Origin of the sequence: Ruegeria arenilitoris, assembly GCF_013032445.1 — a bacterium.
GTDB lineage: Bacteria > Pseudomonadota > Alphaproteobacteria > Rhodobacterales > Rhodobacteraceae > Ruegeria > Ruegeria arenilitoris_F.
In genome coordinates this window covers 100,151-122,319 of the sequence record NZ_WQCA01000007.1, presented here as the reverse complement: position 1 = coordinate 122,319, position 22,169 = coordinate 100,151, and the positions used below count along the sequence as shown (strand labels likewise).

The following is a 22,169-nucleotide window of genomic DNA, read 5'->3' as shown; positions in this document are numbered from 1 at the left end:
GTTTCATCCACCAAATCGAGCGGCGGGCGCACTCGTGATATGGGGGCACTTCAGCCAAACGGGTTGTTTCCCAGCAATACCCTTGGGGGTCTAAACTGACCATGAATGGTTTTGCCATGAAAACTAAGTCAACTATTCGGCGCTGTACCAAATCGGTGACGTGTAAGCACGGTCTTGGACTTCTGCTGGGACAGCCTCAGGTAACGGGATGTCATAGAATGCTGCGTCAATAGTCGTCCAACGTGGCTTTGGAATTTCGATCACTCTCACGTAGTAAAATGCGTTGTTGTCCGGATCAAAATCTGGGTCTTGCCAATACGCGGCGAGTTCCACGGAGCCGATAGAGTTGCTGTATGTCGCGTTTTCAATGTCTACCGTCGAGCCCACTGGTTCACGTGCGCGACCATCCTCTCCAATTTCTCTTCCATCGGAGACGGCCACGTCAAAGATCCGCTCATGAGTTTCGCCACTCTCGTCAATCCAGCCTTTGATAACTTGGACGCGGTCTAAGTTAGCACCATCCGGATCGCGCAGCGCACGGATCAGAAAGCTGGGGGACACCCCATCAGGCGCATTCTTCAGGTCCCCGCCCATTGGCACGCCGTTCTGATACCCGTTTGAAACAAAGTCCGACGCGTACAGATCGTCTGCATCGAAACCCCAGCCGCCAAAGATCCGGACCCGCATTCTTGGCCCGGTTGTGGCGTAGGCTTCCTTGCGCTTGATAGCGCCGTGGACTTCTTCACGAGTGTTTTCACGGGCCCATACAGCCGTGAGACCGGCGGCCGACTCTTGAGCCGTAATGATACGCAATGCCGGGTCTTCGGCCGGGATTACATCAAAGTTGTGGCGGTTTGCCGAAGGCTCTGTGTGTTGGTACTTGCCGAAGTAGTTGTCTTCCCGCGTGGTCGGGAGCGCGGTGTGCGTGTCCGTCGTACCGTAGAAGCCGAACTTGAACGGGTTTACGCCCGTCTCTCGCTGAACCTCAAGCCCGACCTTCAAAGCAGAGCGCCCATATTCGTAGCGCAGCATTTCAGGTGTCTTAGCGACGGTGCCAGAAATGTTCGCAACGTCCCAGGTTTCGAAATCCGCGAACTCATCATCAGGTGACAAGTAGGGGTGTGTCTCCTCGTCACCCTTGATCTGGGTTACCTCGTGCATAGGCTCCCAACGAATGCGTTTGGCAGCGTATTCCGCATCCATAGGTGAACCGTCAAACTTGGTAGGTGCGAACATTATCCCGTTGGAAATGTTTCCGTTATGCGGAACGGAAACGGCGCTTCCGCCGGTCTCTTCTTCGTAGGCGGCCAGATAATCCCACAACGGTTCGGGGTCTTCGCTTTCAAAGAAAGTAAATGGACGGGTGCGACTGGTCTTATCGGCGCCATCCCCAAAGATCACGACACGGTGAAGGTTGTCGCCTCGCGGTGTCGATGTCCATTCGTACCCTGCCAGCGAGGTGAAAACACCGGGTTCGTAATAATCGTCGACTGTTTCTACGATCTGTTGCCAGAGGTCGCCGTCCAAACCCAAGCCAGCCGTGGGGTCCCTACCCTCGATTGATGCGATTTCGATAATGTCGGCAAAGGCCTCCATCCGACCTTCCTGCCCGGAATTGAACCTTTCATGGGTCAAGCGGCCCCAGTCGTCGGCCAAAAGTCGAGGGTCTGACGCGCGAATGGCGGTGGCAAGCCCCAACATTTCTGCGTGTTCGGTGATGGCGAGGAAATCGAGGGGCCTAATGAGTTGAACAGGCTGCCCGGTGTTTGAGGTTACTCTCTCCCCTCGCGCCACGCGAAAGGCGTCATGGATGTTCAACGAGGTCCCAACAAGCCCTGCGTCGAACGAGATTTCAGTGTGGAAATGCAAATCGCCGAAGAGAACCTGTTCGGGATAAGAGCGGTCAACAAACGGAGAATAGGTTTGCGACGGCACCACAGTATCCGGTGGGACTTCGCCTTCGAAGCCAACTGCCTGCGTCCCTAGTGAAAGCGCAAAGGCGGTTGTCGCATGCAACAAAATCGTGGGTTCAAAATGAGTTCTCATGACTGCTACCCCAAACAGTAAAAACGAAGCCGCAGTGTAGTAAAAAACATGCAAACAATCAAATATACGGGTGGGTGAGTCGTGCGATACGAGAGCCGTACTAGAGGGTTGGGGTAGAGGATTGCACAGCGGTAGGCAGGGCTTCGTAAGGTCAAAACTCGGGATCAGTAACCTTCCTCAAACTCGCAAAAACAAATCAAAGCTGGTGATCTTTCAAGATTTCGTGGCCTCCAAACTCGCTACATTTCCTTGGCAGAAACGCATCTTTTTATGCGAATGGAATTGAATGTTACAGTGCATTCACAACACGACACCCGCATCATTCAGAAAAGGTGCCAAAAGAATCTCGGGGGAACGTGAAGTGATTGAATTTTACAGATCCATTTGGAGAACAACGGGACAGCGACAGGTGGTCAACATCTTGCTTTCGCTGGCCATTGCCGCTCTGGCGGCGTTTCCTCTGAACTACCAAAAGGAAATCGTGAACGGTCTGACCGAAAAGAACATAAGCCCCGGAGGATTGCTGTGGCTCGGCGTTGCAATGGGTGGAGTGATCACCCTGAGCCTCGCGCTGAAATGGGTGCTGGGTTACCTATCGAGCGCTCTGGGCGAAGACATGATCCGCAAACTGCGCAAGCGCATTTGCAATCTGTCTCGCGAAACCCCCGCAGGGGCCGAGAAAGTTGCCTATGGTGCCAAGGCCACAATGGTGTCGGCCGAAGCTGAACAAGTGGGAAAGTTCTCGGGAAGCGCTTTGTCTGAACCCATCGTACAGGCCGGAACTCTTGTTGTTATTGTTGGGTATATTGCAGCAAATCAACCCTCTCTCGGGCTGATTGCGATCGGTATGATTATCCCTCAGGTTTTTATTGTTCTTCTCGTTCAGACGCGCGTGAACTCCTTTGTGTCAGACAGGGTTCACACATTGCGCAAAGCCACCAACTGGCTTGTTGACCCTGATCGCTCAGCCGTGGAAATCACGCCTAAATTTGACGAGATTTACGACACGCGCTCTCGGATATTCGTTTGGAAGCTATCTTCGAAATTTGTACTCAGCGCCATTAACGGAGCCGGAACCGTGGGGGTTCTTGTCGTCGGCGGTTGGCAGGTTCTGGAGGGTAATACCGATGTCGGCACGGTCGTCGCCGCCACCGTAGGTTTGACCCGTCTTCAGGGCCCGACGCGGCAGCTGATTGCATTTTATCGACAGGTCAGTGCAACAGCTGTGAAATTTGAACTGCTGCGCGACGCAGGTGTAGATATGGCTGACGTGCCCAACTGAACTTTGCGCGGTTGAATTGCCGCCCTGTTGTACTAAAGGTTTGACAGCAATGACTAACGAAGCCGGTTTTGTCTTTGTATTGATTGCCGTCGCAGGCGCGCTGATGGCAAGCAATCGGGTTCGCTACGACTTTGTCGCTTTGATAGTGGTCATTTCACTCGCCCTGAGTGGCACGCTGACAATTGGAGAAAGCCTCTCGGGCTTTGGAAACAGCGTGGTAATTCTTGTGGCGTGCCTTCTGGTGCTGGGGGAAATGTTGGACAGAACCGGTGTGGCGCGCACTGTCGGTGACGCAATCATGCGCTATGGTGGCAGTCGCGAAACCAATCTTCTGATACTGATTATGGTAAGCACCGCCCTTTTGGGAAGCGTCATGAGTTCGACGGCAGTTGTCGCAATTTTCATTCCGATCATTTTGCGAATTTCCCAGAAGACCGGAAACGACAAGGCGCGGCTTCTGATGCCGATGTCCTATGCCGCGTTGATCAGCGGCATGCTGACCCTTATCGCCACGCCCCCAAATCTGGTCGTCAGCGATGAACTGGTTGCGCAGGGGTATCAGCCTTTGGGCTTGTTTTCCTTTTTCCTGATCGGCGCGTTCGTTCTTTTGGTTGCGGTTGTTTTCATCCTGTTTTGGGGACGATATCGATTGCACACTGCCACGGATGCGCAAGAAGAGGATTTAGCGACAACTGGGACAACGCTTGCGGCGATGTGGCGTTCTTTTGATCTCCATGTTCAGTCTGAAATTCTCGTGGTCGCCAAGAAAGTTTCTGCGGAAGACGTCACCGAGTTGATCGGAGACCAGTCCAATATTGTGATCCGACTGAGGTCAGGTGCAAAAAGCAAATTCATCCCGGCGATGTTCCGCGATGGAATGGAGTTGCTACGCGGAGATCGTATCCTGGTGCGCGGCCCGGAAGAATCACTAAAAGCGCTCGCGCAGAGACCTGAGTTCTCTGAACGCATCGAACCTGCAAACATGATCGACGCATGCATTGATGAGATCGGGTTTTCCGATGTTTTGGTTCATCCAGAGTCCCCGTTGATTGGCAAACCCGTGAGCAATGGACTTGGCGTGGAGGCGAACGACGTCGAGGTCGTCGCGTTAGTAAGAGCGGGCGAAGCTGTCGAGGATGTAACGGGGACAAATTTGCAGTCTGGGGATCGGCTGTTGATCGCTGGGTCATGGGAAGCATTGGATCGAGCTGTCAAGCGGCACGACACGCTCGTGCTGCTGTCCTTTCCGAAAGAGCGGCAATCCATACCGCCCGCTGCCTCGGGGTTCTGGGCCGCTATCATTATCATGGCTGGGATGATCGCGGCGACGCTTTTTGAAATCGTTTCTATAACGACCGCAGTCCTGATGGCCGCCATTGCTGCAGTTGTGTTTCGCACTCTTACTGCCGAAGACGCCTATCGCGCGGTCAAGCTTCCAAGCCTTGTACTGATTGCCGGGATGTTGCCATTGGCGGACGCGCTGCAAGTCACCGGAGGTTCCGATCTAATCGTCGAGCAATTGCTGCACCTTGTCGGCGATGCCAGCCCGCGAGCGGTAATGTCAGCCATCTTCGTTTTGACGGCTTTGCTGGGGTTAGTTCTTTCCAACACGGCCTCCGCCGTGCTTGTGGCACCTATCGCGATCTCTGCGGCCGAGGCGCTTGGAATTTCACCCTACCCGGTGGCGCTTTGCGTTCTGATTGCAGCTTCGGCGTCCTTTTCCACACCCATTTCAACCCCCGTTGTCACATTGGTTGTTGCGCCAGGAGGTTACAGTTTTTCTGATTTTCTAAAACTTGGTGTTCCGCTGACCATTCTGACCGGAATAGCAGCCGTGACTATCGCGCCGATCCTTTTCCCGTATTGACCAAAAACAAGGTTATTTGTCGTCGTCTTCTTCTTTGCGACTGCGGCCCGGAGTACTCCACCACGACATGGCCCCCCAGACCACAAGGAAGACGGTAACTATGGCGCCAATTACAAATTCCATACCAAGAAGGTAACGGCACGAAAGTCGGTAAACAATGCTGCGCCTCCCCATCTGAACTGGTCCACCGCTATGTTTAGGAAACGGAGGATCAAGAATGGCAAACAAGATCAAGCCTGCGCAGATGAAGCCGGAAGAGATTGTCTCGAAGTTACGGCAGGTTGAGGTGCTGATGGGGCAAGGCATGCCCCGGCTGGACCCGAGCAACTCTGTCGGAAAGCTTTTTCGTGACAGCGCGTGCAACCGCCATGATCTTCTTCATTGTACTGGGGGCGGCGTTTTATAATGGCTTTCTGGCCCTGACCCAGCTGCCAAAAGAAGGTGCCGCATGGGTCGCGGCTAGCGGCTTGAGCCCATGGCTGATCCTGATCGTAATTCTGGTCTTCTATCTTCTGTTGGGCTGCCTGATGGATAGTCTGTCCATGATCCTTCTAACGATCCCGATCTTCTGGCCGATTATGCAGGAACTGGATTTCGGACTTGTTTCTATGGTTGAACTGCAGTCGGCAAAACTCGAAGCATTCGTCACAAGCGGAGCTGAAGTTTCAGCGGCCCTGGTGGAAGAAGCGCGGTCCATCCTTGCCAGTGGTCAGGAACTGACCCGCGAAATGACGCGCGAGCTTGGTCTTCGCGGCGTTAACCAGGGGGCGCTTGGCCGAGTAAATATCGAATACACAGCAATCTGGTTCGTTATCCTCGTTCTCATCGTTGTTGAGGTCGGTCTCATCACTCCACCAGTTGCGATGAACCTCTTCGTGATCAACGCGATGGATAGGAGGACGCCAATGGTCGAGACCCATAAGGCCGTGCTCTACTTCGTGGGTTCAGATCTGATCCGCGTAGTGATCCTGGTGGCATTCCCGTTCATCACATTGGCTTTGCTACCGCTGTAAGCATAAAGGACCCAATATTGAACCCCGGGCTATTTGGTTGGCTCGGGGTTCTTCTTTTTTCCGGCTCATGTCGCGTCTTGCCTCTTTTTCGGATGCGCATCCAAGGATTGACATTGAACTGGACCCGACACTCGAGATTGTCAGCTTTGCTCGCGACGAGGCTGATCTGGGCATGAGGTTCGGAACCGTCCCGTGGAAGGGTGTGGATGCCCGGCTGCTGCATGTCGAAAAGTTTGCCCCCGTTGCACACTCTGAGCGAACCCTTCCACTCAGCGACCTGTCTGACGAATAGCTACTCATGAGCGGTAAGGAGCAGAAATGGCAGTCTTGGGCGGAGGTGCGCGGTATCGATATGGCGGGCGTGAGACGGATGCCGCTCAACGACTATAATGTGGCGATCCAGGCCGCAATCGATGGCGGAGGTGTGGCGATCGGTCGTCAGTTAGCCAAGGCTGGTGGCCACAGAAACACGGTGTCATAAGGCACAAGGAAGACCTTAGTCGCTTCAGGACCATCGTTCGTTCGACCCTTGATGAAATAAAGAACGTCCACGGAATGGATGTCGAACTAATGGTCTTTCCGGCAATGCCTGTTTCATGCTCCGTTGAGTTTGGGCGCGTGTGGCAACCAAAAGCTCACCCAGATATCCATATTTACGACCAAACCAAAGATCAAGGTTTCTTGCAAAGAATGACTCTGGCCGGAGGCGCAACCTGATCAATCATAAAAAAAAGTGGCCGTAAAGGCATGCTTTCGGTCTGTCTGAGGCTGGTCGCACGGCGAAGTAAAATACGGATGCTGCTGCCTTACTGAACTTGTCTATAGACTCTGAATGACCGCTTTCAGAGATCGGACCAGTTGCTTTCGCACCTACGGCGAAGGTCTGCTTCCCGCCCTACTTGCCGTTCTGGTACTTTCCGAAAATCCTTTCAGCCCCCTTGACCTCTTCGAAGATAAGTTCAGGCACAACGACTTCCCAACTGGCCCGTTTCATCAGGTGACGAAAACTCTCATCGGCATCTTCCTTACGCCAGTGTATGATGGCCGCGATCTCGCCGGTTACAAATTTCGTGCCCATCGGGGGCACGAATGCTTTTGCCATCCGCCCGAGGGCCCGCCCTTGAAGATCCTCGATCTGCCAGCGATCTCCGACACTGGCGAGCTTAATTGGCGCACCGACCTGCGCTTCAGCGATCGCTTTATGAACAATGTGCCGATCACCTTGGCGCCCTGCGAACGACAAGTCGACCATCTTCATCTCTGGCGATTGAAAGAACCGACGCGGGCCAGGGACTGTCGCCAAGTCGGGCACCACGTGCCGCTTAACGACGGAAGGCGACTCGGTGGGAAGGTATTCGTGATTGTCGTTACTCATGACGATCAAATTGCGCCGCGCACGTGTCATGGCGACATAGAACAAACGCCTCGGCGCGTCCTGATCTTCGTTTCGCGAGGGCCGTTCCCAACCGCCATCCAGGATCACGACATCGTCAAATTCGAGACCTTTCGCGCGGTGCGCCGTCAACAATTTGAGGCCACGTTGCTCGCCCCATGAGTCTTTCGACCATTCAGCAAACCATTCGATCACGTCAGGGCTCGGGAGCGCTTTGCCATCAACTTCACGAGCAAGTTGGCCAAGTCCCTCGCCGATCCGGTCAGTCCAACGGCTTGAGGGTATCGTGTTCAGGGTTTCGGTAAGATCGCTCAAGCTGACCAAAGCTGCCTGCCTCTCGCGAAGGCCGTCGATGAACCTCCGCATCTCACGGGTGCGCCAAACACTTGGCAAGTTTTCGTTTGCCATTTCGACTGGAATTCCATGCGCCTCGGCAAAGTCGCGGACTGGCAGAAGCTTGCGCCAATCACGAGAAATGATTGCCGCGCCCTTCCAGCTCCAATCCGGGATCAGTTTTGACAGGCGGATCATCTCGTTGACCGCCGCAAGGGCCTGAGCGTCATTTCCGGCTGGGCAGCCAAGGATTTGGACCCGCCCCTGCGCAACCGGGTCGAGGCTTTCCATGATACCCCCGGCGGGGTCCTTTTGCCGCGATTTGTCGACAGTAATCCCATGCCCTGTTTTCATACGTTCCCGAGATCCTTCGATCACGGCGTTCGCTGCGCTGATGACGTTTTTCGACGAGCGGTAATTGTCGGTCAGAAAGACCGGCTTGGCTGAATAATCCTGTTCGAATTGCCGGATGTGGCGCACCGATGCGCCGGCAAACGCATAGATATTCTGGTCGTCATCGCCGACCGCGAACAGGCTGATCCGTTGATCGGGGTCGTCGATACTGCGACCGGCCACCGCGGCGATCAAGGCGTATTCCTCAGGCCCAACGTCCTGATATTCGTCCACGAGAATCCATCGGAACCCTTGGATCAAGGTCTCTCGCAAGGCTTCGGCCTCGATTTTGTCCAGCCCGTCGCCACGCAAGAGACGTGCCGCATCGATTAGAAGCGTCTCGAAATCAGGTTCATCGGTCGGCACCCGTCCGGCGAAACTCGCGCCAATCAACCTCATGGCTAAGGCATGGATGGTCAAGACCGTCACGAAGCGAGCATCTTCGCCGATCAGTAGACGCATGCGTTCCCGGATCTCGGCGGCCGCGTGGCGATTGTAAGCGAGCACCAGTATTCCGTTTGGATCTTCGCGTTTAATCCTGACCAGATTGGCAACGCGATGGACCAATACGCGTGTCTTACCCGATCCCGGCCCCGCGAGCACCAGCACATTGGTCTGTTCGCGGTCGTCACGAACGATCTGCTCCTGTGTCGAATTCCCCAGATTGTCGACGATCTCAGCGTAAGACTGAGGCGTTGCCTGCCGTCTGAACTCCGAAATTTTCCCCGGCATCCAAGCTTTCATGAAGTCGGACTGCTCCATTGCGAAATAGTCATGTGCGAGTCGCTGAGCCTGATCGATATCGTCGATGCCCTTGCTCGCATAGGCCGCCATCACGTGGGTCTGGACGGTCTGTTCGGTGTAGTGGTCTTCGAGCGGCGCGAAATGCTGAGTGGTAAAAGCGCCGCCTTTCCGATTGATGTGCAACGTCATGGCCGAGCGGAACACGGACAAACCCTTGCCCAGAGTCACCACCTGCTGTTCGTGCAACCATAGAAGCGCCCGGTCCATCAGCTTTGCAGGGTCATTGACAGATGTCCGTAACAGCGCATCGCTGTTGATTGCTGCAAGAAGGTCGCCAAGCGTGGTTTCGACAGGAACATCTTTCCCACGCAGGCCGGCCTGAACCTTGTTGATCAAGTATGAAACCAAACGCTCTGCGGCCTGCCTGCGAAGCTGAGCGGTCTGTTCGATTACCCCCCATGATCTTTGCATTCGCGCCATGACACTGCCTTTGGACACCTTGCGCAGGCCAATATTGCCTTTTCCGCCATCCATGTCGCGGCCATCCTGCGCAATCCCGCGGAGCAACCCCTCGACAATATCGGGCCTCACGGAGGCGTGTCCTCGCTCCCGCAGGGCCTGCGCCACTGAGGCCAGATGGCAGGGCACAGCCTCATTGATGTCCGCGTCTGGCGCTTGCTCTCTAAGGATCGCAATCAGGTCAGCTTCCAACCGGGATGCCGCTTGGAATCGTTTCGGCGAGGCATTCTCGACACGCACATGCACGAAGATGGTGATGTTTGTATCATCCTTTGCAACCCCCAGGGCCTCGAGATCCGCCAGAGCTTTGCGAACGCCCGACATCGTCAGTCCAGTGACCCCGCAGAGCTCGTCCGTGGTGATGCCCTCTTCCTGCGGCGCGTTGATGATATGCAGCACTATGGCGGCCAGATCCTCGCGCTGCCGCTCGGTGATCTCAGCGGATGCAAGGATTTCGCGGACCTCCTTCATGCTTCTTACTCGGAGCGAGGCGGGGAACACCTGCACCCGGTTTTCTTCGCGGTTCAGAAGATGTGCTTCTTCCAGCCAGGCGACGGCCGTCTTAACTCGCGTATCGTCGGTATTGCTGTCCCGCTGGAAATCTCGTTCTTTCTCCTCATGAACGATCTCACCGGGTGTTGCGACAACTTCACCGCCTTTTCCTGTCCGAGCATCAAGACGCCGAAGCGCCTTCAGGATCGCGCCGATTTCGTGCCGCGCGAGTCGAGAACGCGCACTGAGGCTGAACTGACGATCAACGTCTTCAGTATTGAACAACAGGACGCAGTTTGCAGGCTCGCGGTCCCGTCCGGCGCGACCCGCCTCCTGCAAGTAGTTTTCCAGTGACCCCGGCACATCTCCGTGTACCACCAGACGGATGTCCGGCTTGTCGACGCCCATCCCAAAGGCGTTGGTGGCCGCGATCACGCGCAGATTGCCGACGCGGAAGTCCTCTTGAATCTCACGCTTGTCATCGGCGCTAAGGCCCGCGTGATACCGTTCAGCGGCGATGCCCTGTTGTTTTAAGAACTCCGCCACGCGCTCTGTAGAGTTTCGGGTCGCACAATAGACGACCGCCCCAGACACGCCCTCGCGAGGAAGTTGGGCCTCGATCGTGTCGAGGATATCGGTCATCTTGGTCGCCCGCTGTGTTGGCAGCACCTGGAAGCTCAGGTTTGAACGCGACGCGCCACCATCGATCAACGCCAGTTCGGACCCCAACCGCTCTTTGAAATGACTGCGGATGTCCTGCACGACGTCCGGCTTTGCCGTTGCGGTCAAGCAAAGTACCGGAGCCGGCTCATCGGATGAGCTTTCCTTGATAAACCGCGAAACGTAGCGATAGTCGGGTCGGAAATCGTGCCCCCATTTAGACACGCAGTGAGCCTCGTCCAGCACCCACAGCCCTACCTCGCGCTGTGCCAGAACGGACCGAACTGTTGTGCTGCGCAGTTGTTCGGGCGAAATCAAAAGGATCGCAGCATCCCCAAGCCGCACCTTGTCAAGCGCATCCTGACGCTCGGGCAAAGACAATAGCCCGTTTATCGTAACCGCCGAGGAAATTCCGGCCCGAACCAAGCCCTGAACCTGGTCTGCCATCAGCGCCACAAGCGGTGATATAACGACGGTCAATGCCCCGGTCTTGTCGAACCGAGACAGCGCGGGAATCTGATAGCAGATAGACTTACCCGTGCCCGTTGGAAGGATACCCAAGAGGTTGTCGCCTTCCATTGCCGTCTCCACGATCTTTTCTTGAAGCGGGCGTCCGTCCTCGTCGACTGGTTCTGGGCGGAAACATGGGAAGCCGAACCAACGTTCGAGTGCTCGGGTGGGATCGTTGTGCTCTGCGCAATAGGCACAGTGCGGATCACGACAATTCGTATCTCTCAGGTCTTTGACGAGCCCTGCTGCGTCACGGAATTGCGCCCGCACCCAAGGCGGCATAACAGAATCCCCACCAGCGACCGAAATCCAGGCAAGGGCATATGCCATCGGCCAGCCCAGCCCAGTGTCCGAGAGCCGCTCGAGCAAGCCGTCCACCTGCGCGCCGCAGGCCAAGTCTTTAAGCAACTTCTGAATGGCCTTGTGCGCTTCTGCTTCTGTCGGGATAGGCGCCCCGCGCACGTCGCTGAACAACCGATCAAATCCGTCGCTACCGGGACCTCGGCAGCACAACCAGTGATAGGCCATCATCGTTTCTGGCGACAACGTGTTCAGCGATACGAAGGCGTCGATCTGGTTGCGAAGAACCTCGAACACAAGACGCGCGTCGAGCTCGGGATCATTGACGTGACCACTTTGAAGCCGCCCATCGCGGTAGTGCTTGACCAGATGATGGTAGGGATTGCGCGGGAACGCCAAGGGGTTGAGCCACAGCGTGTCAATCGGACCGTCCGCGAGCTTTGCGAAGCGCGGCGAGACCGCCATGAGATGCGGCAGGTCATGGCGCAGAATATTGTGCCCAATGACATGTGCGAAACCGGCGCAAAACAAGTCGAGCTTTTCAAGCGCGGCCTTCGGATCACCTTTCCGATGAACAATCCCATCTCCATCGTCTTCCGGCACGGCTGCAAAGGCGAACACCTTGGCTTCCTTGGGATCGATCTCCAGATCAATCGACAGACAGCGCGACAAAACTTTGGAATGTTCCCGCGGCATTTGAATACTCTTAATTCCCGGCGGAATAGCCTCTGGCTTTTCAAGCGGCTTTGGTCTGCCACGGCCAAGGGCCTTTGATATGCCACGGGAAATTAAGTTTTTCATATTGGCAGGCTAATAATTTTTTCTTAGGAGCGGAACCTTCCGTGGCCATTTGGCAAAAAGTGTTCTCTCTATGCCATGTCAGTGCTTTGGGGCGCGGCCAGTTTCTTTTTCTTTTGGCTTTCAGATCTTTCCATCCAGAACCAACAGCAGGTCGACAATATCACTCGCATCCCGTTGCGAGACCGGGGCTGTCAGTATCCAGACAGGCCGGTTGATCAAAGTCCGCTTGTTCCCCGACTCGTCGGTTTATTGAAAATGCAGCGAACTACCGGTTTTCCGCCCAAGTAGTAACTGGCGCGAGTGTTCGCGCCAGGTTTGAAAGCCACTCTCATAACTGCTAAGCGAGTGCCAGCAAGTGTTCAAATGCTGCGCGCTTCAGTTTGTATTTCGGCAATTTCAGGGGCCGTAGGTCAGTCACCTCACGAAGCTTAGTGGCCGCTTTCTTGAGTGCGGCGTCAGAGAGGCTCCCGATCCCTTGCATATGGAAAAGCGGCTTTTCCAATTGTGGATCTTTTACCCTGACGCTTTCGGCTTGACAGCATTCATCAAGAGTTACTTCTATTTCCAGTGTAGAGCTTTGGGCGAGGTTGCAGGCCAGGATAACCGGGAAGCCATAGCGGTACTTTTTGCCGATCATCAGCTTGAAATTCGCCTTGCCGACAGCTTTTTTAAGGTCTTGGACATGGTGTGCAGTATAGTGGATGTTCAGGACATTGCCATTCTTGTGCCCAGCGATTGCCTGCCGTTCGCCGTCAACCACCATCTCGCGTTTAAACATGCTCGAGAAGGTCTTGCGAAGCGCATAGAAATCCTCGTCGAAATCACCGATGCCAAGATGTCCGAAAATACGTCGTAGATGCTTGCCGTAGGCGCTGGTCACGTCACCCGTTTTCGATCGGCGCACCGCCTCGGGAAAGAGCAGTGGGCCGTGATCGTCACAGAGTGACTTGAACCATTCGACGAACCCCAAGTCCAGCAGGATCTGTGGGATAGGGATAAACCGCTTGCTGTCCTCTGACTTGCCCACGGCTTCTGGTCCAGACGCGATCGCCAAGAGATAGGTGCCGTCGCGAAACCGGATATCACTGCGTTTCAGCAACAAAATCTCCTCAATGCGAGAACCGATGGATAAAACGATCAGGGGCACCCAATAATCGGCATCCCGTACGATCACCTTGCCTCGTTGCCAGAGGCGATGCTCAGACGCTGCTCCCGAATAGATCGGCGACGTCTAGAGCCGCGCGATCCGCTCCGTAGTCCAGGGCATCCGGTTTTTAGGTTTCGTGACGCGTACATGGAGCTCATCGTCAGGTTCAAGTGACTGGATGTGCCTTTGCATTTCTTTGTAGGAAATAGCTTTAGGAATTTCCGGACCGAGTTCTGAAGCCGATTTGAACATCCTGTTCATCGCATCCCGATACTTTTTGAGTGTACACAGGGTTACGCGCGGTACCAGACGTTCTACAAGCAAGGCACGCTTTTCGGGATTGGATAGTCTCTCAATGGCGCGGACCTCCTCCATAACTTGGAAATCGGCGGCGTCTGCCTGAGAAATCTCAAATTCCTTGGTTATGCTTTTCCCTTCGCTCTCGAAGCGGTTTCGGCCGTGCGACTTGCCCTGGGTGCGGGGCAATCGGGATGCCCATCCCAAAAACTCTTTCTGTCTTTCTTTCGTGAGAGAAGCGACCGGGATGTCGCCGAGATATTCCTCCATCAGCCGGTAGACGGAGGCTGTTATTTTCTTCATATCATCGGAAGGGTAGTTTTCGTCGGTCCTTGCCCGCGCCTGGGATAGTAGAACTGGTGCCTGAACGAACTTGTCGAAGTCATCCAGCCCGTGTTCAGCCAAGAGATCCGAACTGGCATAGCGCACGTCATCGCCTTCTTGCACGGCAATTTCCACTTCATTGAGCCGACGTTGCAAAGCTGTCGCACGTTTGCCCAGATCGTTTGAAATTGGCGTTGGAAGTTTTAGGGCAACGCGGTCTCCGGCGTCGTGCAGCAAAGGCTCGACGACGGTCCATTGTCTGTTCCTTGCGGCCTGCCGGAGACGTCGGTTTTCTTCCTGTAGCGCTTCGATCTTTTGGTCGACCTCACCAGCGCTCAAGGCTGTGTCTTGGTTTTGCTCTTGTAGCATGCCCTCAAGTGCTGAGCGTAGCATCTCGGTCAAGACGGCTTTGGCGGTCTCGGGGTTAGGCGAATCTTTGGTCAGTGCGTCCACGTGTGCTTTCTCCATCTGCTCGAGGACGGTGAGCAACGCGGCTGCGCGCTTCACGGCGTCGAGCAGGAGGTCGGTTCGCAGCGACAGGCAAAGAAACTGGCTTGGGACCTAGTTTGACAGTTTTTTGGCAAGCGTTTTCGGAAATAGAAAATACGGCCGCGGCGCATGAGGTAGGGGCCGGCATGATAACGGGGTTTGCGCGACCGCGCGTCGGGTCGATTTCTTGCTGGCTGTGTCACATCGGATTTTCCGGAGGCTCTGTCGCCCCTTATTTTCCTGGCTTTTCTGGAAAAGGTGGCTGGGGTGGTAGGATTCGAACCTACGATACACGGTACCAAAAACCGCTGCCTTACCACTTGGCTACACCCCAACGGTGAGCGGCTATCTACGATTGTTGTTCGGAGGGTTCAAGAGGCTTTGAGCGAAAAACTTCGGCTTGGAGCAAAATTTATTTGCCCGCCTTATCGTTGGCGCGAAGCTCTGAATTTATGCCTGCCAGTCAACTGAGCGATAAGTCGTTCCGTGGGGAGGGCCGGCACCTGCCGCTTGTTCCGTTCGGTTGCCAGAGATTTGGCGACCGATCGCGGAAAACCTTTGGTGTTGCAAGTGCCTTTCACTTGCAAAATTATCCGGTAAAATACTGAAAAATATCTAAAAAATCAGAAAGAAACGGTTGCGCCGGGTCATTGGAAAACATAGCTGTATGATTGCCTCGGTACACCGTGACACAGGAGATGAAGATGAAGTTGAACCCGAATGTCGCAGAAGCGTTGAATCGTCAGATCAACAATGAACTTCACGCTTCCTACACGTATCTCGCTATGGCTGCATATTTCGAATCCGAGGACCTGCCCGGATTTGCGCAGTGGTTTCGCGGGCACTCGGTCGAAGAGAGCGGGCACGCCATGCGTATCTTCGACTTTGTAGCTCAGCGTGGCGGAAGAATCGAAATTGATGGGATCGCTAAGCCAAAAACCGATTACGCCTCGCCTGTTGAGGCGCTGGAACACGCGCTTGCAAACGAGGTAACGGTAACCGGCCAAATCAATGCGCTGTTTGAGCTGGCGCATGAGGTCAAGGAATACAGCACTCAGAACATGCTGAACTGGTTCCTGGCAGAACAGAACGAGGAAGAAGACCTGTTCGGCAGAATCCTCGACCAGACCAAAGCGGCCAACGGGGATCGCTGGAACCTGCTGTTGCTGGACAAGGAAATGGGCACGCGTACCGCTGAAAACGCATAGTGGGCGCTTGGTTTAAGCGGGGCAGCGGAAACCCGCTACTCGCGGATCTCGGACGGATCGACGCCCCAGAGGTTCGATTTCTGCGCCCAGCCGCGATAACCGCCTGCAGAGATATGGCACCAATCCAGACTGCAGCTGCCCAAGCGCGCCACCACGCCGGTTTCAAATTTTGCACTGACCTGAGAGCTCGGGTCGGGGCTGGTGTAAACGGTCAACAATTCGGATTCGATCAGCACTGTGCGCGCACCGGATAACAGTGCGTAGTGAACCCAACCACCGGCGCCGTCGCGGTCCTGAACCCTGCGCCAGTTTCCATATTCAGCTGTAATCTGCAGCGGCATTCCGCGCCGTTTGAACACCCAGTCGATTCGATGGGTCAGCGAGGGGCCCCGGCGGACATTGCCCTCGGCGGCTTTCATCGAAACATATCGTGGCAGGGGCAGATTGGTTACGGGGCCACGCTTGTCCTGTGCGCTGGCGGTCAGGGTGCTCAGCGCAACCAGAAATGCGGACGTGACCACCAGAAGGCGGCGTTTTACTGGTAGAAAACCACTCACTGACTGTCTGCTCTTGTGCCTGTTGATCGGGTTTCGAAAAAAGGTCGTCTCAATGCGTTGGGGTTCTTGTGCCCCGCCTTATCCTGCGCCACGATGCCATGGCGCGCGAAGGTTTGCAAAGCGGTGGGAGGACGAAGGTGCCAAGAGAACGTCTGAGTGTTGTCGTTACGCGACGGTTGCCCGAGGCGGTTGAGACCCGGCTGAGTGAGTTGTTCAATGTGCAATTGCGCGACGATGACACGCCCATGACAAGAGAAGAGCTGGTCGCAGCGGTGCAAAGCGCCGATGTCCTTGTGCCCACGGTGACGGATGCCATTGATGGCGGGTTGCTGGGGCAGGCGGGTGAAAAGCTGCGCCTGATCGCCAATTACGGGGCCGGGGTCGATAATATCGATGTGGCTACGGCCCGGCAGCGGGGCATTTTGGTGTCGAACACGCCGGGCGTGCTGACCGATGATACCGCGGACATGACCATGGCGCTGATCCTCTCGGTTACCCGCCGGATACCCGAGGGGCTGACAGTCATGCAAAAAGGCGACTGGTCGGGCTGGGCCCCGACCGCGTTGCTGGGTGGCCGGATCGGCGGTCGCCGCCTTGGTATTCTGGGCATGGGGCGGATCGGTCAGGCCGTAGCCCGCCGCGCTTCGGCCTTTGGGATGCAGGTGCATTACCACAACCGTCGTCGTCTACGCCCCGAGATTGAGCAAGAGCTTGAGGCGACCTATTGGGAAAGCCTCGACCAGATGGTGGCGCGGATGGATGTGATTTCTATTCACTGCCCGTCCACGCCATCGACCTTTCACCTGATGAATGCGCGGCGGCTGAAGCTGTTGAAGCCATCGGCCGTGATCGTGAACACGTCGCGGGGTGAGGTGATCGATGAAAACGCGTTGACCCGTCAGATTCGCGGAGGCGAGATCGCCGGGGCGGGGCTGGATGTGTATGAGCACGGCACGCACGTGAACCCGCGCCTGCGGCAATTGCCGAACGTCGTCCTGCTGCCTCATATGGGATCGGCCACGCTGGAAGGGCGGATCGAGATGGGTGAGAAGGTGATCATCAATATCAAGACCTTCGAAGACGGACATCGCCCACCGGATCAGGTTGTGCCATCCATGTTGTGACGCGCCCGCGCCGCAGGGACGACAAACGAATTTTCAGGAGGATACGATGAGACGAAATCTGATTTCAGGAGTGTTTTTGACGGCGTTCATGTTGGGCGGGGCCTCTTTCGCGCAAGAGACAGCGGATGCGGTGGCCCCCGAGGGCGCCTCTGGCGGGCAGGTGCAGGGTCTGACGGATGAAGTCATTGCCGCGCTTGAGGCCAAGATGGCCGGTCAGCCCGTGACATCGCAGAACTGGATGGTTGCGGCTGCGAACCCACTGGCCGTCGAGGCCGGGGCCAAGGTGTTGCGGGCCGGTGGGTCGGCCGCTGATGCGATGGTCGCTGTGCAGGTCGTGCTGGGGTTGGTCGAGCCGCAATCTTCGGGTCTTGGTGGCGGTGCGTTTCTGGTCTGGTACGACGCCGCAACCGGCAAGCTGACCACGCTTGACGGGCGTGAGACGGCTCCGCTTGAGGCCAACCACCGGCTTTTCCACGATGAAAACGGCGAGCCGCTGAAATTCTACGATGCCGTTGTCGGTGGGCTTTCTGTTGGTACGCCGGGTACTCCGGCACTGCTGGAAGAGGCGCACCGTCGCTGGGGCCGCAGCCCGTGGCCCAGCCTCTTTCAGGATGGCATAGCGTTGGCTGAGGAAGGGTTCCTTGTTTCACCGCGTCTGGCCACATTGGTCGAAGCCGATGCAGAGCGTCTGTCGCGTTTCCCGTTGACGGCTGAGTATTTCCTACCGGGTGGTGAGCCGTTGCAGCAGGGGCAACGGCTGATGAACCCGGATTATGCAGAAACGCTGCGAGTTCTGGCCAGTGAAGGCTCTGCCGGGTTCTATGGTGGAGAGATTGCGGCAGGGATCATCAGCACCGTTCGCTCTGCACCGGGCAATCCTGGTGTGCTATCCGGCATCGATCTGGCGCTGTATCAGGTGATCGAGCGCGACCCCGTTTGCGCCGCCTATCGTGCCTATGAGGTCTGCGGTATGGGTCCGCCCTCGTCCGGGGCACTAACGGTTGGTCAGATATTGGGGATGCTCGAAGGGTACGATCTGGCGACGATGGGCCCCGAGGATGCGCATTCGTGGCGTCTGATCGGGGACGCGTCGCGGTTGGCCTTTGCGGATCGCGGTCGCTACATGGCCGATCATGATTTTGTTCCGATGCCCACACAGGGCCTGGTACACCCCGATTACCTCAGTGAACGCGGGCAACTGCTGGGCGGTGACGGGGCGCTGACCGAAGTCGCGCCCGGCAATCCGGAATTTGACCACGCGTCGAACTGGGCGGATGATGTCTCGCTGGAACTGCCCTCGACCTCGCATATCTCGATTGTTGATCAGTACGGCAACGTTCTGTCGATGACTACAACCATTGAGAACGGGTTCGGCTCAAGGCTGATGACCAACGGGTTCCTGTTGAACAACGAACTGACCGATTTTTCGTTCAAGACCCATAGCGATGGCGTTCCGATTGCCAACCGGCTGGAGCCGGGCAAGCGTCCACGCTCGTCCATGAGCCCCACGATTGTATTGCAGGACGGTGCGCCGGTTCTGGCCATTGGTTCACCGGGCGGCAGCCGGATCATCGGTTACGTGGCCAAGTCGATCATCGCTTGGGCCGATTGGGATATGGATGTGCAACAGGCGCTGTCTCTGCCGCATCTGGTCAACCGCTTTGGCACCTATGACGTGGAACAGGGCACAGCCGCTGAGGGCTATGCCGATGCGCTGGTTGAACTGGGATTTGAGGTCAACCCGCGTGACCTGACCTCGGGTCTGCACGCGATTGAGATCGGAGATGTCCTGATCGGCGGAGCAGACCCGCGCCGCGAAGGCATTGCGCTGGGCGAATAAGAGAGGTTCTTCATGGTGCAGGCAGTCGCGTTGCCCCGAAACGAGGCCGGGATTGAGACAGCTGTCGGCATCCTGAAACAAAAGTTCGGTGATCGCCTGCAAACCGGTCAGGCGATCCGCGAACAGCACGGCCATACGACCACATGGATCGAAAACCAGTCCCCGGATGCGGTGGTGTTCCCGCATTCCACCGCAGAAGTGTCCGAGATTGTCAAAACCTGCGCCCAGCACAAGGTTCCGGTGATCCCCTTCGGAACCGGCACCTCGCTGGAAGGGCATGTGAACGCCCCGGCTGGCGGCATATCCGTGGACCTGACCCAGATGAACAAGGTGCTGGCTGTCCATGCAGGCGACCTAGATTGTATCGTGCAGCCGGGTGTGACGCGCGAGGACCTGAACACCCATCTGCGTGATCAGGGCCTGTTCTTTCCTATCGATCCGGGCGCCAATGCCTCGCTGGGTGGGATGGCAGCGACGCGGGCTTCGGGCACCAATGCGGTGCGCTATGGCACGATGAAGGACAACATCCTCAGTCTAGAGGCCGTGATGCCGGACGGGCAGGTCATTCGCACTGGACACCGGGCCAAGAAATCCTCGGCTGGTTACGACCTGACCCGCTTGTTGATCGGAGCCGAGGGCACTTTGGGCATCATCACCGAACTTACCCTGCGCCTGCAGGGCATCCCCGAGGCGATCACCTCGGCCCGCTGTTCTTTTCCAACGGTCGATGCCGCCTGTCAGGCGGTGATGATGACGATCCAGTACGGCTTACCCGTGGCGCGGATCGAACTGCTGGATGAGCTGTCGGTCAAAGCCGCCAACGCCTATTCTGGGCTGGACCTGCCGGAAACGCCGCTCTTGCTACTGGAATTTCACGGCTCTGAGGCCGGTGCGGCTGAGCAGGCTGAGACGTTCGGTCAGATCGCCGAAGAATTTGGCGGCGCGGATTTTGCAGCGACCTCGACCACCGAAGAGCGTAACAAGCTGTGGCAAGCCCGGCACGACATGTATTGGGCCAGCCTGCAACTGCGCCCCGGTGCACGCGGCATTTCCACCGATGTTTGTGTCCCGATCTCGCGGCTGGCGGAATGCGTATCGACCACGCGGCAAAAGGCGCAGGACCTTGATCTGTTGGCCCCGATCGTAGGGCATGTGGGCGACGGGAACTTTCACACTCTGCTGCTGATCGACATGGAGAACGCGGATGAGGTCGCCAAGGCCGACGGCTTTGTCGGCTGGCTGAATGACTTGGCCATCTCGATGGAGGGGACCTGTACCGGCGAACACGGAATCGGGCAGGGCAAACGGCCCTATCTGGTGAAGGAACTGGGTCCGGCGGTCACCTATATGGGGGCGATCAAGATGGCGCTGGATCCGGATAACATCATGAACCCCGGAAAAATTCTGCCGATCATAGAGCATTGATTTGCGACAAAATTCTGGGTCGCAGCCATAAGACCGCCCCAATTCGGTTTTATCTTTCGCAAAAAACAAGCAGCGATTGATTTCGGGTATTCAGATGGACGCTTTGCGGATCTTTGGGTTTGTGATGATCATAGTTTTGGTCATCGCCGGCCTCGACTATTATCAACAGGACAAAAAGCACGAAGGCACCTTGTCCGCGAATGGCTATGTAGACACGATCAAACACCGTTTTGCGCAGCAACAGGTTGAGCGTGACGCTAAGGCGGCCGAGCGGGAGCGCAAGAAACTGTGGAAGGCGGGCGCGAAATCTCATCTTCCCGCAGCCTTCGGGGGATGGTCCCGGTACGAGTTGACGGATACGGACAACGAAGTAGTTGAAACCGCGATCTCAAAATACGGTATGGCGCCGCTGATCAGCTCCATTTCAAACCATGCGGAGCTGATGCATCTATCCAGCGGGGGGGGAAGACAGCATTCTGCGCAAGCTCAGCAAAACGGGTGCGGTCTATACCAAAGGCGAAGAAATAGCTTGGTTTGATATCACCCTAAAACCGGAATCGGCGCGCAACACATTGGCAGGCATGGCCCTGTCCCGGCAACAGAATTTTATGGCGCAGGCAGTGACCAAAGAAGGGTTCGCCATTGTTGATGGTGTCGCCTTCATCGAGATTGCTCAGGACCTGACCTCTCCAACCGGGGAGCTTTCGTATCGCAAAATCGTAGGGCGGATCGGGATCGACGAAGAGGTCGTGATCCGGTTGTACACAAATGCGGGCGACGCCTCGATCCGCGAGCTTTTGGACGCACTTGACTATGCTGCCCTGAACGCCTTGCTGACCTTTCCTTCACCTGTGGTGGGGCAGGGGGGCACAGTCCCGCAGGCACGTCAGCCGGAGGTCGCCGAAAAAATGGATCGCCTGTATTCCGAGATGAAGATGGTTCAGGAAAAGACGACCGACGAAAAGCTCAAGAATCTGGATTTTACGGCGGTAATGGTGAATTCGATGACAGCTGCGGAGTTCAACAGCGAAGGTATCATGGACATCACCGGCGGCGAGGTTTTCGAAAACCAGGACATCCTGCAGATCGGTTACGGCCGGGCGCAGAAACTGTTGCTGGACTCGGATGAGCGTCAGGCGGCTTTGGATGAAACAGCTGACGTGGACTTTGCCGCTGAAGAGCGCGCGGCAGGTTTTTTCAGCCGGTTGAAAGAAAACATGCCGGCGTTCGGCGGGTCCGCCCCACAAGAAGCCGCTGCAAAACCCGCGAAGACCAATCAGCCAGTGCGTGTGCATAGGGGTGGTTTGGGCGCTGGCTGCGCAGAGCTTGGCAGCAGCAAGCGCTGTTCTGTCGGCGGGCAATAGGGTCAGATCGGCAGAATCCGCTGCTCATATGCGGCAGCGGG

16 protein-coding genes, 1 tRNA gene and 1 pseudogene are annotated in these 22,169 nt (G+C 56.3%); 12 read left to right on the top strand and 6 right to left on the bottom strand.

Annotated elements, in window-relative coordinates; genetic code table 11:
* Positions 1 to 132: 132 nt before the first annotated feature.
* On the bottom strand, positions 133 to 2,046 hold the full coding sequence (locus GOW98_RS11780; RefSeq protein WP_170332193.1) for a DUF3604 domain-containing protein: 1,914 nt from the start codon (positions 2,044 to 2,046) through the stop codon (positions 133 to 135).
* A gap of 409 nt (positions 2,047 to 2,455) precedes the next feature.
* On the opposite strand from GOW98_RS11780, the gene GOW98_RS11775 reads away from it, so the two are divergent.
* The 6 genes and pseudogenes from GOW98_RS11775 to GOW98_RS11745 all read left to right on the top strand — a co-directional run bounded on the left by GOW98_RS11775 (position 2,456) and on the right by GOW98_RS11745 (position 6,925).
* Positions 2,456 to 3,328: an ABC transporter ATP-binding protein gene (locus GOW98_RS11775; RefSeq protein ID WP_367646836.1), complete on the top strand. Its 873-nt coding sequence runs from the start codon at positions 2,456 to 2,458 to the stop codon at positions 3,326 to 3,328.
* A 49-nt stretch (positions 3,329 to 3,377) separates the two neighbouring features.
* Positions 3,378 to 5,195 (top strand): SLC13 family permease, encoded by a 1,818-nt coding sequence (locus tag GOW98_RS11770; RefSeq protein ID WP_170332189.1) that lies wholly within the window; start codon positions 3,378 to 3,380, stop codon positions 5,193 to 5,195.
* Positions 5,196 to 5,506: 311 nt separating this feature from the next.
* Positions 5,507 to 6,208: pseudogene (locus GOW98_RS11760) on the top strand (TRAP transporter large permease subunit); the annotation flags it as partial.
* A gap of 67 nt (positions 6,209 to 6,275) precedes the next feature.
* Positions 6,276 to 6,500, top strand: coding sequence for a LysR substrate-binding domain-containing protein (locus GOW98_RS11755; protein ID WP_170332186.1), 225 nt, complete (start codon positions 6,276 to 6,278; stop codon positions 6,498 to 6,500).
* A gap of 6 nt (positions 6,501 to 6,506) precedes the next feature.
* The gene (locus tag GOW98_RS11750; protein ID WP_170332184.1) at positions 6,507 to 6,689 is read left to right on the top strand and encodes a hypothetical protein; all 183 of its coding nucleotides are present in this window, start codon (positions 6,507 to 6,509) and stop codon (positions 6,687 to 6,689) included.
* Complete coding sequence (locus tag GOW98_RS11745; RefSeq protein ID WP_170332514.1) at positions 6,686 to 6,925, top strand: SAVED domain-containing protein; 240 nt, start codon at positions 6,686 to 6,688, stop codon at positions 6,923 to 6,925. The genes GOW98_RS11750 and GOW98_RS11745 overlap by 4 nt, the downstream gene beginning before the upstream one ends.
* A gap of 178 nt (positions 6,926 to 7,103) precedes the next feature.
* On the opposite strand, the gene GOW98_RS11740 is transcribed toward GOW98_RS11745, so the two are convergent.
* The 4 genes from GOW98_RS11740 to GOW98_RS11725 form a co-directional block, all read right to left on the bottom strand.
* Positions 7,104 to 12,248, bottom strand: coding sequence for a RecQ family ATP-dependent DNA helicase (locus GOW98_RS11740; RefSeq protein WP_170332182.1), 5,145 nt, complete (start codon positions 12,246 to 12,248; stop codon positions 7,104 to 7,106).
* A 442-nt stretch (positions 12,249 to 12,690) separates the two neighbouring features.
* On the bottom strand, positions 12,691 to 13,527 hold the full coding sequence (locus GOW98_RS11735) for a tyrosine-type recombinase/integrase (RefSeq protein ID WP_170332180.1): 837 nt from the start codon (positions 13,525 to 13,527) through the stop codon (positions 12,691 to 12,693).
* Between the two features lie 57 nt (positions 13,528 to 13,584).
* Positions 13,585 to 14,628: a hypothetical protein gene (locus tag GOW98_RS11730; protein WP_170332178.1), complete on the bottom strand. Its 1,044-nt coding sequence runs from the start codon at positions 14,626 to 14,628 to the stop codon at positions 13,585 to 13,587.
* 241 nt (positions 14,629 to 14,869) lie between these two features.
* Positions 14,870 to 14,944: transfer RNA gene (locus tag GOW98_RS11725), tRNA-Gln, on the bottom strand.
* Positions 14,945 to 15,314: 370 nt separating this feature from the next.
* On the opposite strand from GOW98_RS11725, the gene GOW98_RS11720 reads away from it, so the two are divergent.
* Positions 15,315 to 15,818 carry a ferritin gene (locus GOW98_RS11720; protein ID WP_170332176.1) on the top strand — a complete coding sequence of 168 codons (504 nt, stop codon included), beginning with the start codon at positions 15,315 to 15,317 and terminating at the stop codon, positions 15,816 to 15,818.
* Between the two features lie 35 nt (positions 15,819 to 15,853).
* Here GOW98_RS11720 and GOW98_RS11715 read toward each other — a convergent pair whose 3' ends face one another.
* Positions 15,854 to 16,342, bottom strand: coding sequence for an SH3 domain-containing protein (locus GOW98_RS11715; protein WP_437436857.1), 489 nt, complete (start codon positions 16,340 to 16,342; stop codon positions 15,854 to 15,856).
* Between the two features lie 170 nt (positions 16,343 to 16,512).
* Here GOW98_RS11715 and GOW98_RS11710 point away from each other — a divergent pair, with 170 nt between their 5' ends.
* The 5 genes from GOW98_RS11710 (at position 16,513) to GOW98_RS11690 (ending at position 22,128) form a co-directional block, all read left to right on the top strand.
* Positions 16,513 to 17,499, top strand: coding sequence for a 2-hydroxyacid dehydrogenase (locus tag GOW98_RS11710; protein WP_170332511.1), 987 nt, complete (start codon positions 16,513 to 16,515; stop codon positions 17,497 to 17,499).
* Between the two features lie 46 nt (positions 17,500 to 17,545).
* Positions 17,546 to 19,339: a gamma-glutamyltransferase gene (gene ggt / locus GOW98_RS11705; RefSeq protein WP_170332174.1), complete on the top strand. Its 1,794-nt coding sequence runs from the start codon at positions 17,546 to 17,548 to the stop codon at positions 19,337 to 19,339.
* A 12-nt stretch (positions 19,340 to 19,351) separates the two neighbouring features.
* On the top strand, positions 19,352 to 20,764 hold the full coding sequence (locus GOW98_RS11700) for an FAD-binding oxidoreductase (RefSeq protein WP_170332172.1): 1,413 nt from the start codon (positions 19,352 to 19,354) through the stop codon (positions 20,762 to 20,764).
* 94 nt (positions 20,765 to 20,858) lie between these two features.
* Positions 20,859 to 21,302, top strand: a complete 444-nt coding sequence (locus tag GOW98_RS11695) for a hypothetical protein (RefSeq protein WP_170332170.1) — start codon at positions 20,859 to 20,861, stop codon at positions 21,300 to 21,302.
* A 43-nt stretch (positions 21,303 to 21,345) separates the two neighbouring features.
* Positions 21,346 to 22,128 carry a hypothetical protein gene (locus GOW98_RS11690; RefSeq protein ID WP_170332168.1) on the top strand — a complete coding sequence of 261 codons (783 nt, stop codon included), beginning with the start codon at positions 21,346 to 21,348 and terminating at the stop codon, positions 22,126 to 22,128.
* Positions 22,129 to 22,169 lie beyond the last annotated feature (41 nt).

Bases quoted from the DNA above. Each gene is read 5' to 3' on its own strand.
- GOW98_RS11780 (WP_170332193.1), bottom strand. From the start codon at position 2,046: ATGAGAACTCATTTTGAACCCACGATTTTGTTGCATGCGACAACCGCC.
- GOW98_RS11770 (WP_170332189.1), top strand. From the start codon at position 3,378: ATGACTAACGAAGCCGGTTTTGTCTTTGTATTGATTGCCGTCGCAGGC.
- GOW98_RS11755 (WP_170332186.1), top strand. From the start codon at position 6,276: ATGTCGCGTCTTGCCTCTTTTTCGGATGCGCATCCAAGGATTGACATT.
- GOW98_RS11750 (WP_170332184.1), top strand. From the start codon at position 6,507: ATGAGCGGTAAGGAGCAGAAATGGCAGTCTTGGGCGGAGGTGCGCGGT.
- GOW98_RS11740 (WP_170332182.1), bottom strand. From the start codon at position 12,248: ATGCCGCGGGAACATTCCAAAGTTTTGTCGCGCTGTCTGTCGATTGAT.
- GOW98_RS11720 (WP_170332176.1), top strand. From the start codon at position 15,315: ATGAAGTTGAACCCGAATGTCGCAGAAGCGTTGAATCGTCAGATCAAC.
- ggt (WP_170332174.1), top strand. From the start codon at position 17,546: ATGAGACGAAATCTGATTTCAGGAGTGTTTTTGACGGCGTTCATGTTG.
- GOW98_RS11700 (WP_170332172.1), top strand. From the start codon at position 19,352: ATGGTGCAGGCAGTCGCGTTGCCCCGAAACGAGGCCGGGATTGAGACA.
- GOW98_RS11695 (WP_170332170.1), top strand. From the start codon at position 20,859: ATGGACGCTTTGCGGATCTTTGGGTTTGTGATGATCATAGTTTTGGTC.
- GOW98_RS11690 (WP_170332168.1), top strand. From the start codon at position 21,346: ATGGCCCTGTCCCGGCAACAGAATTTTATGGCGCAGGCAGTGACCAAA.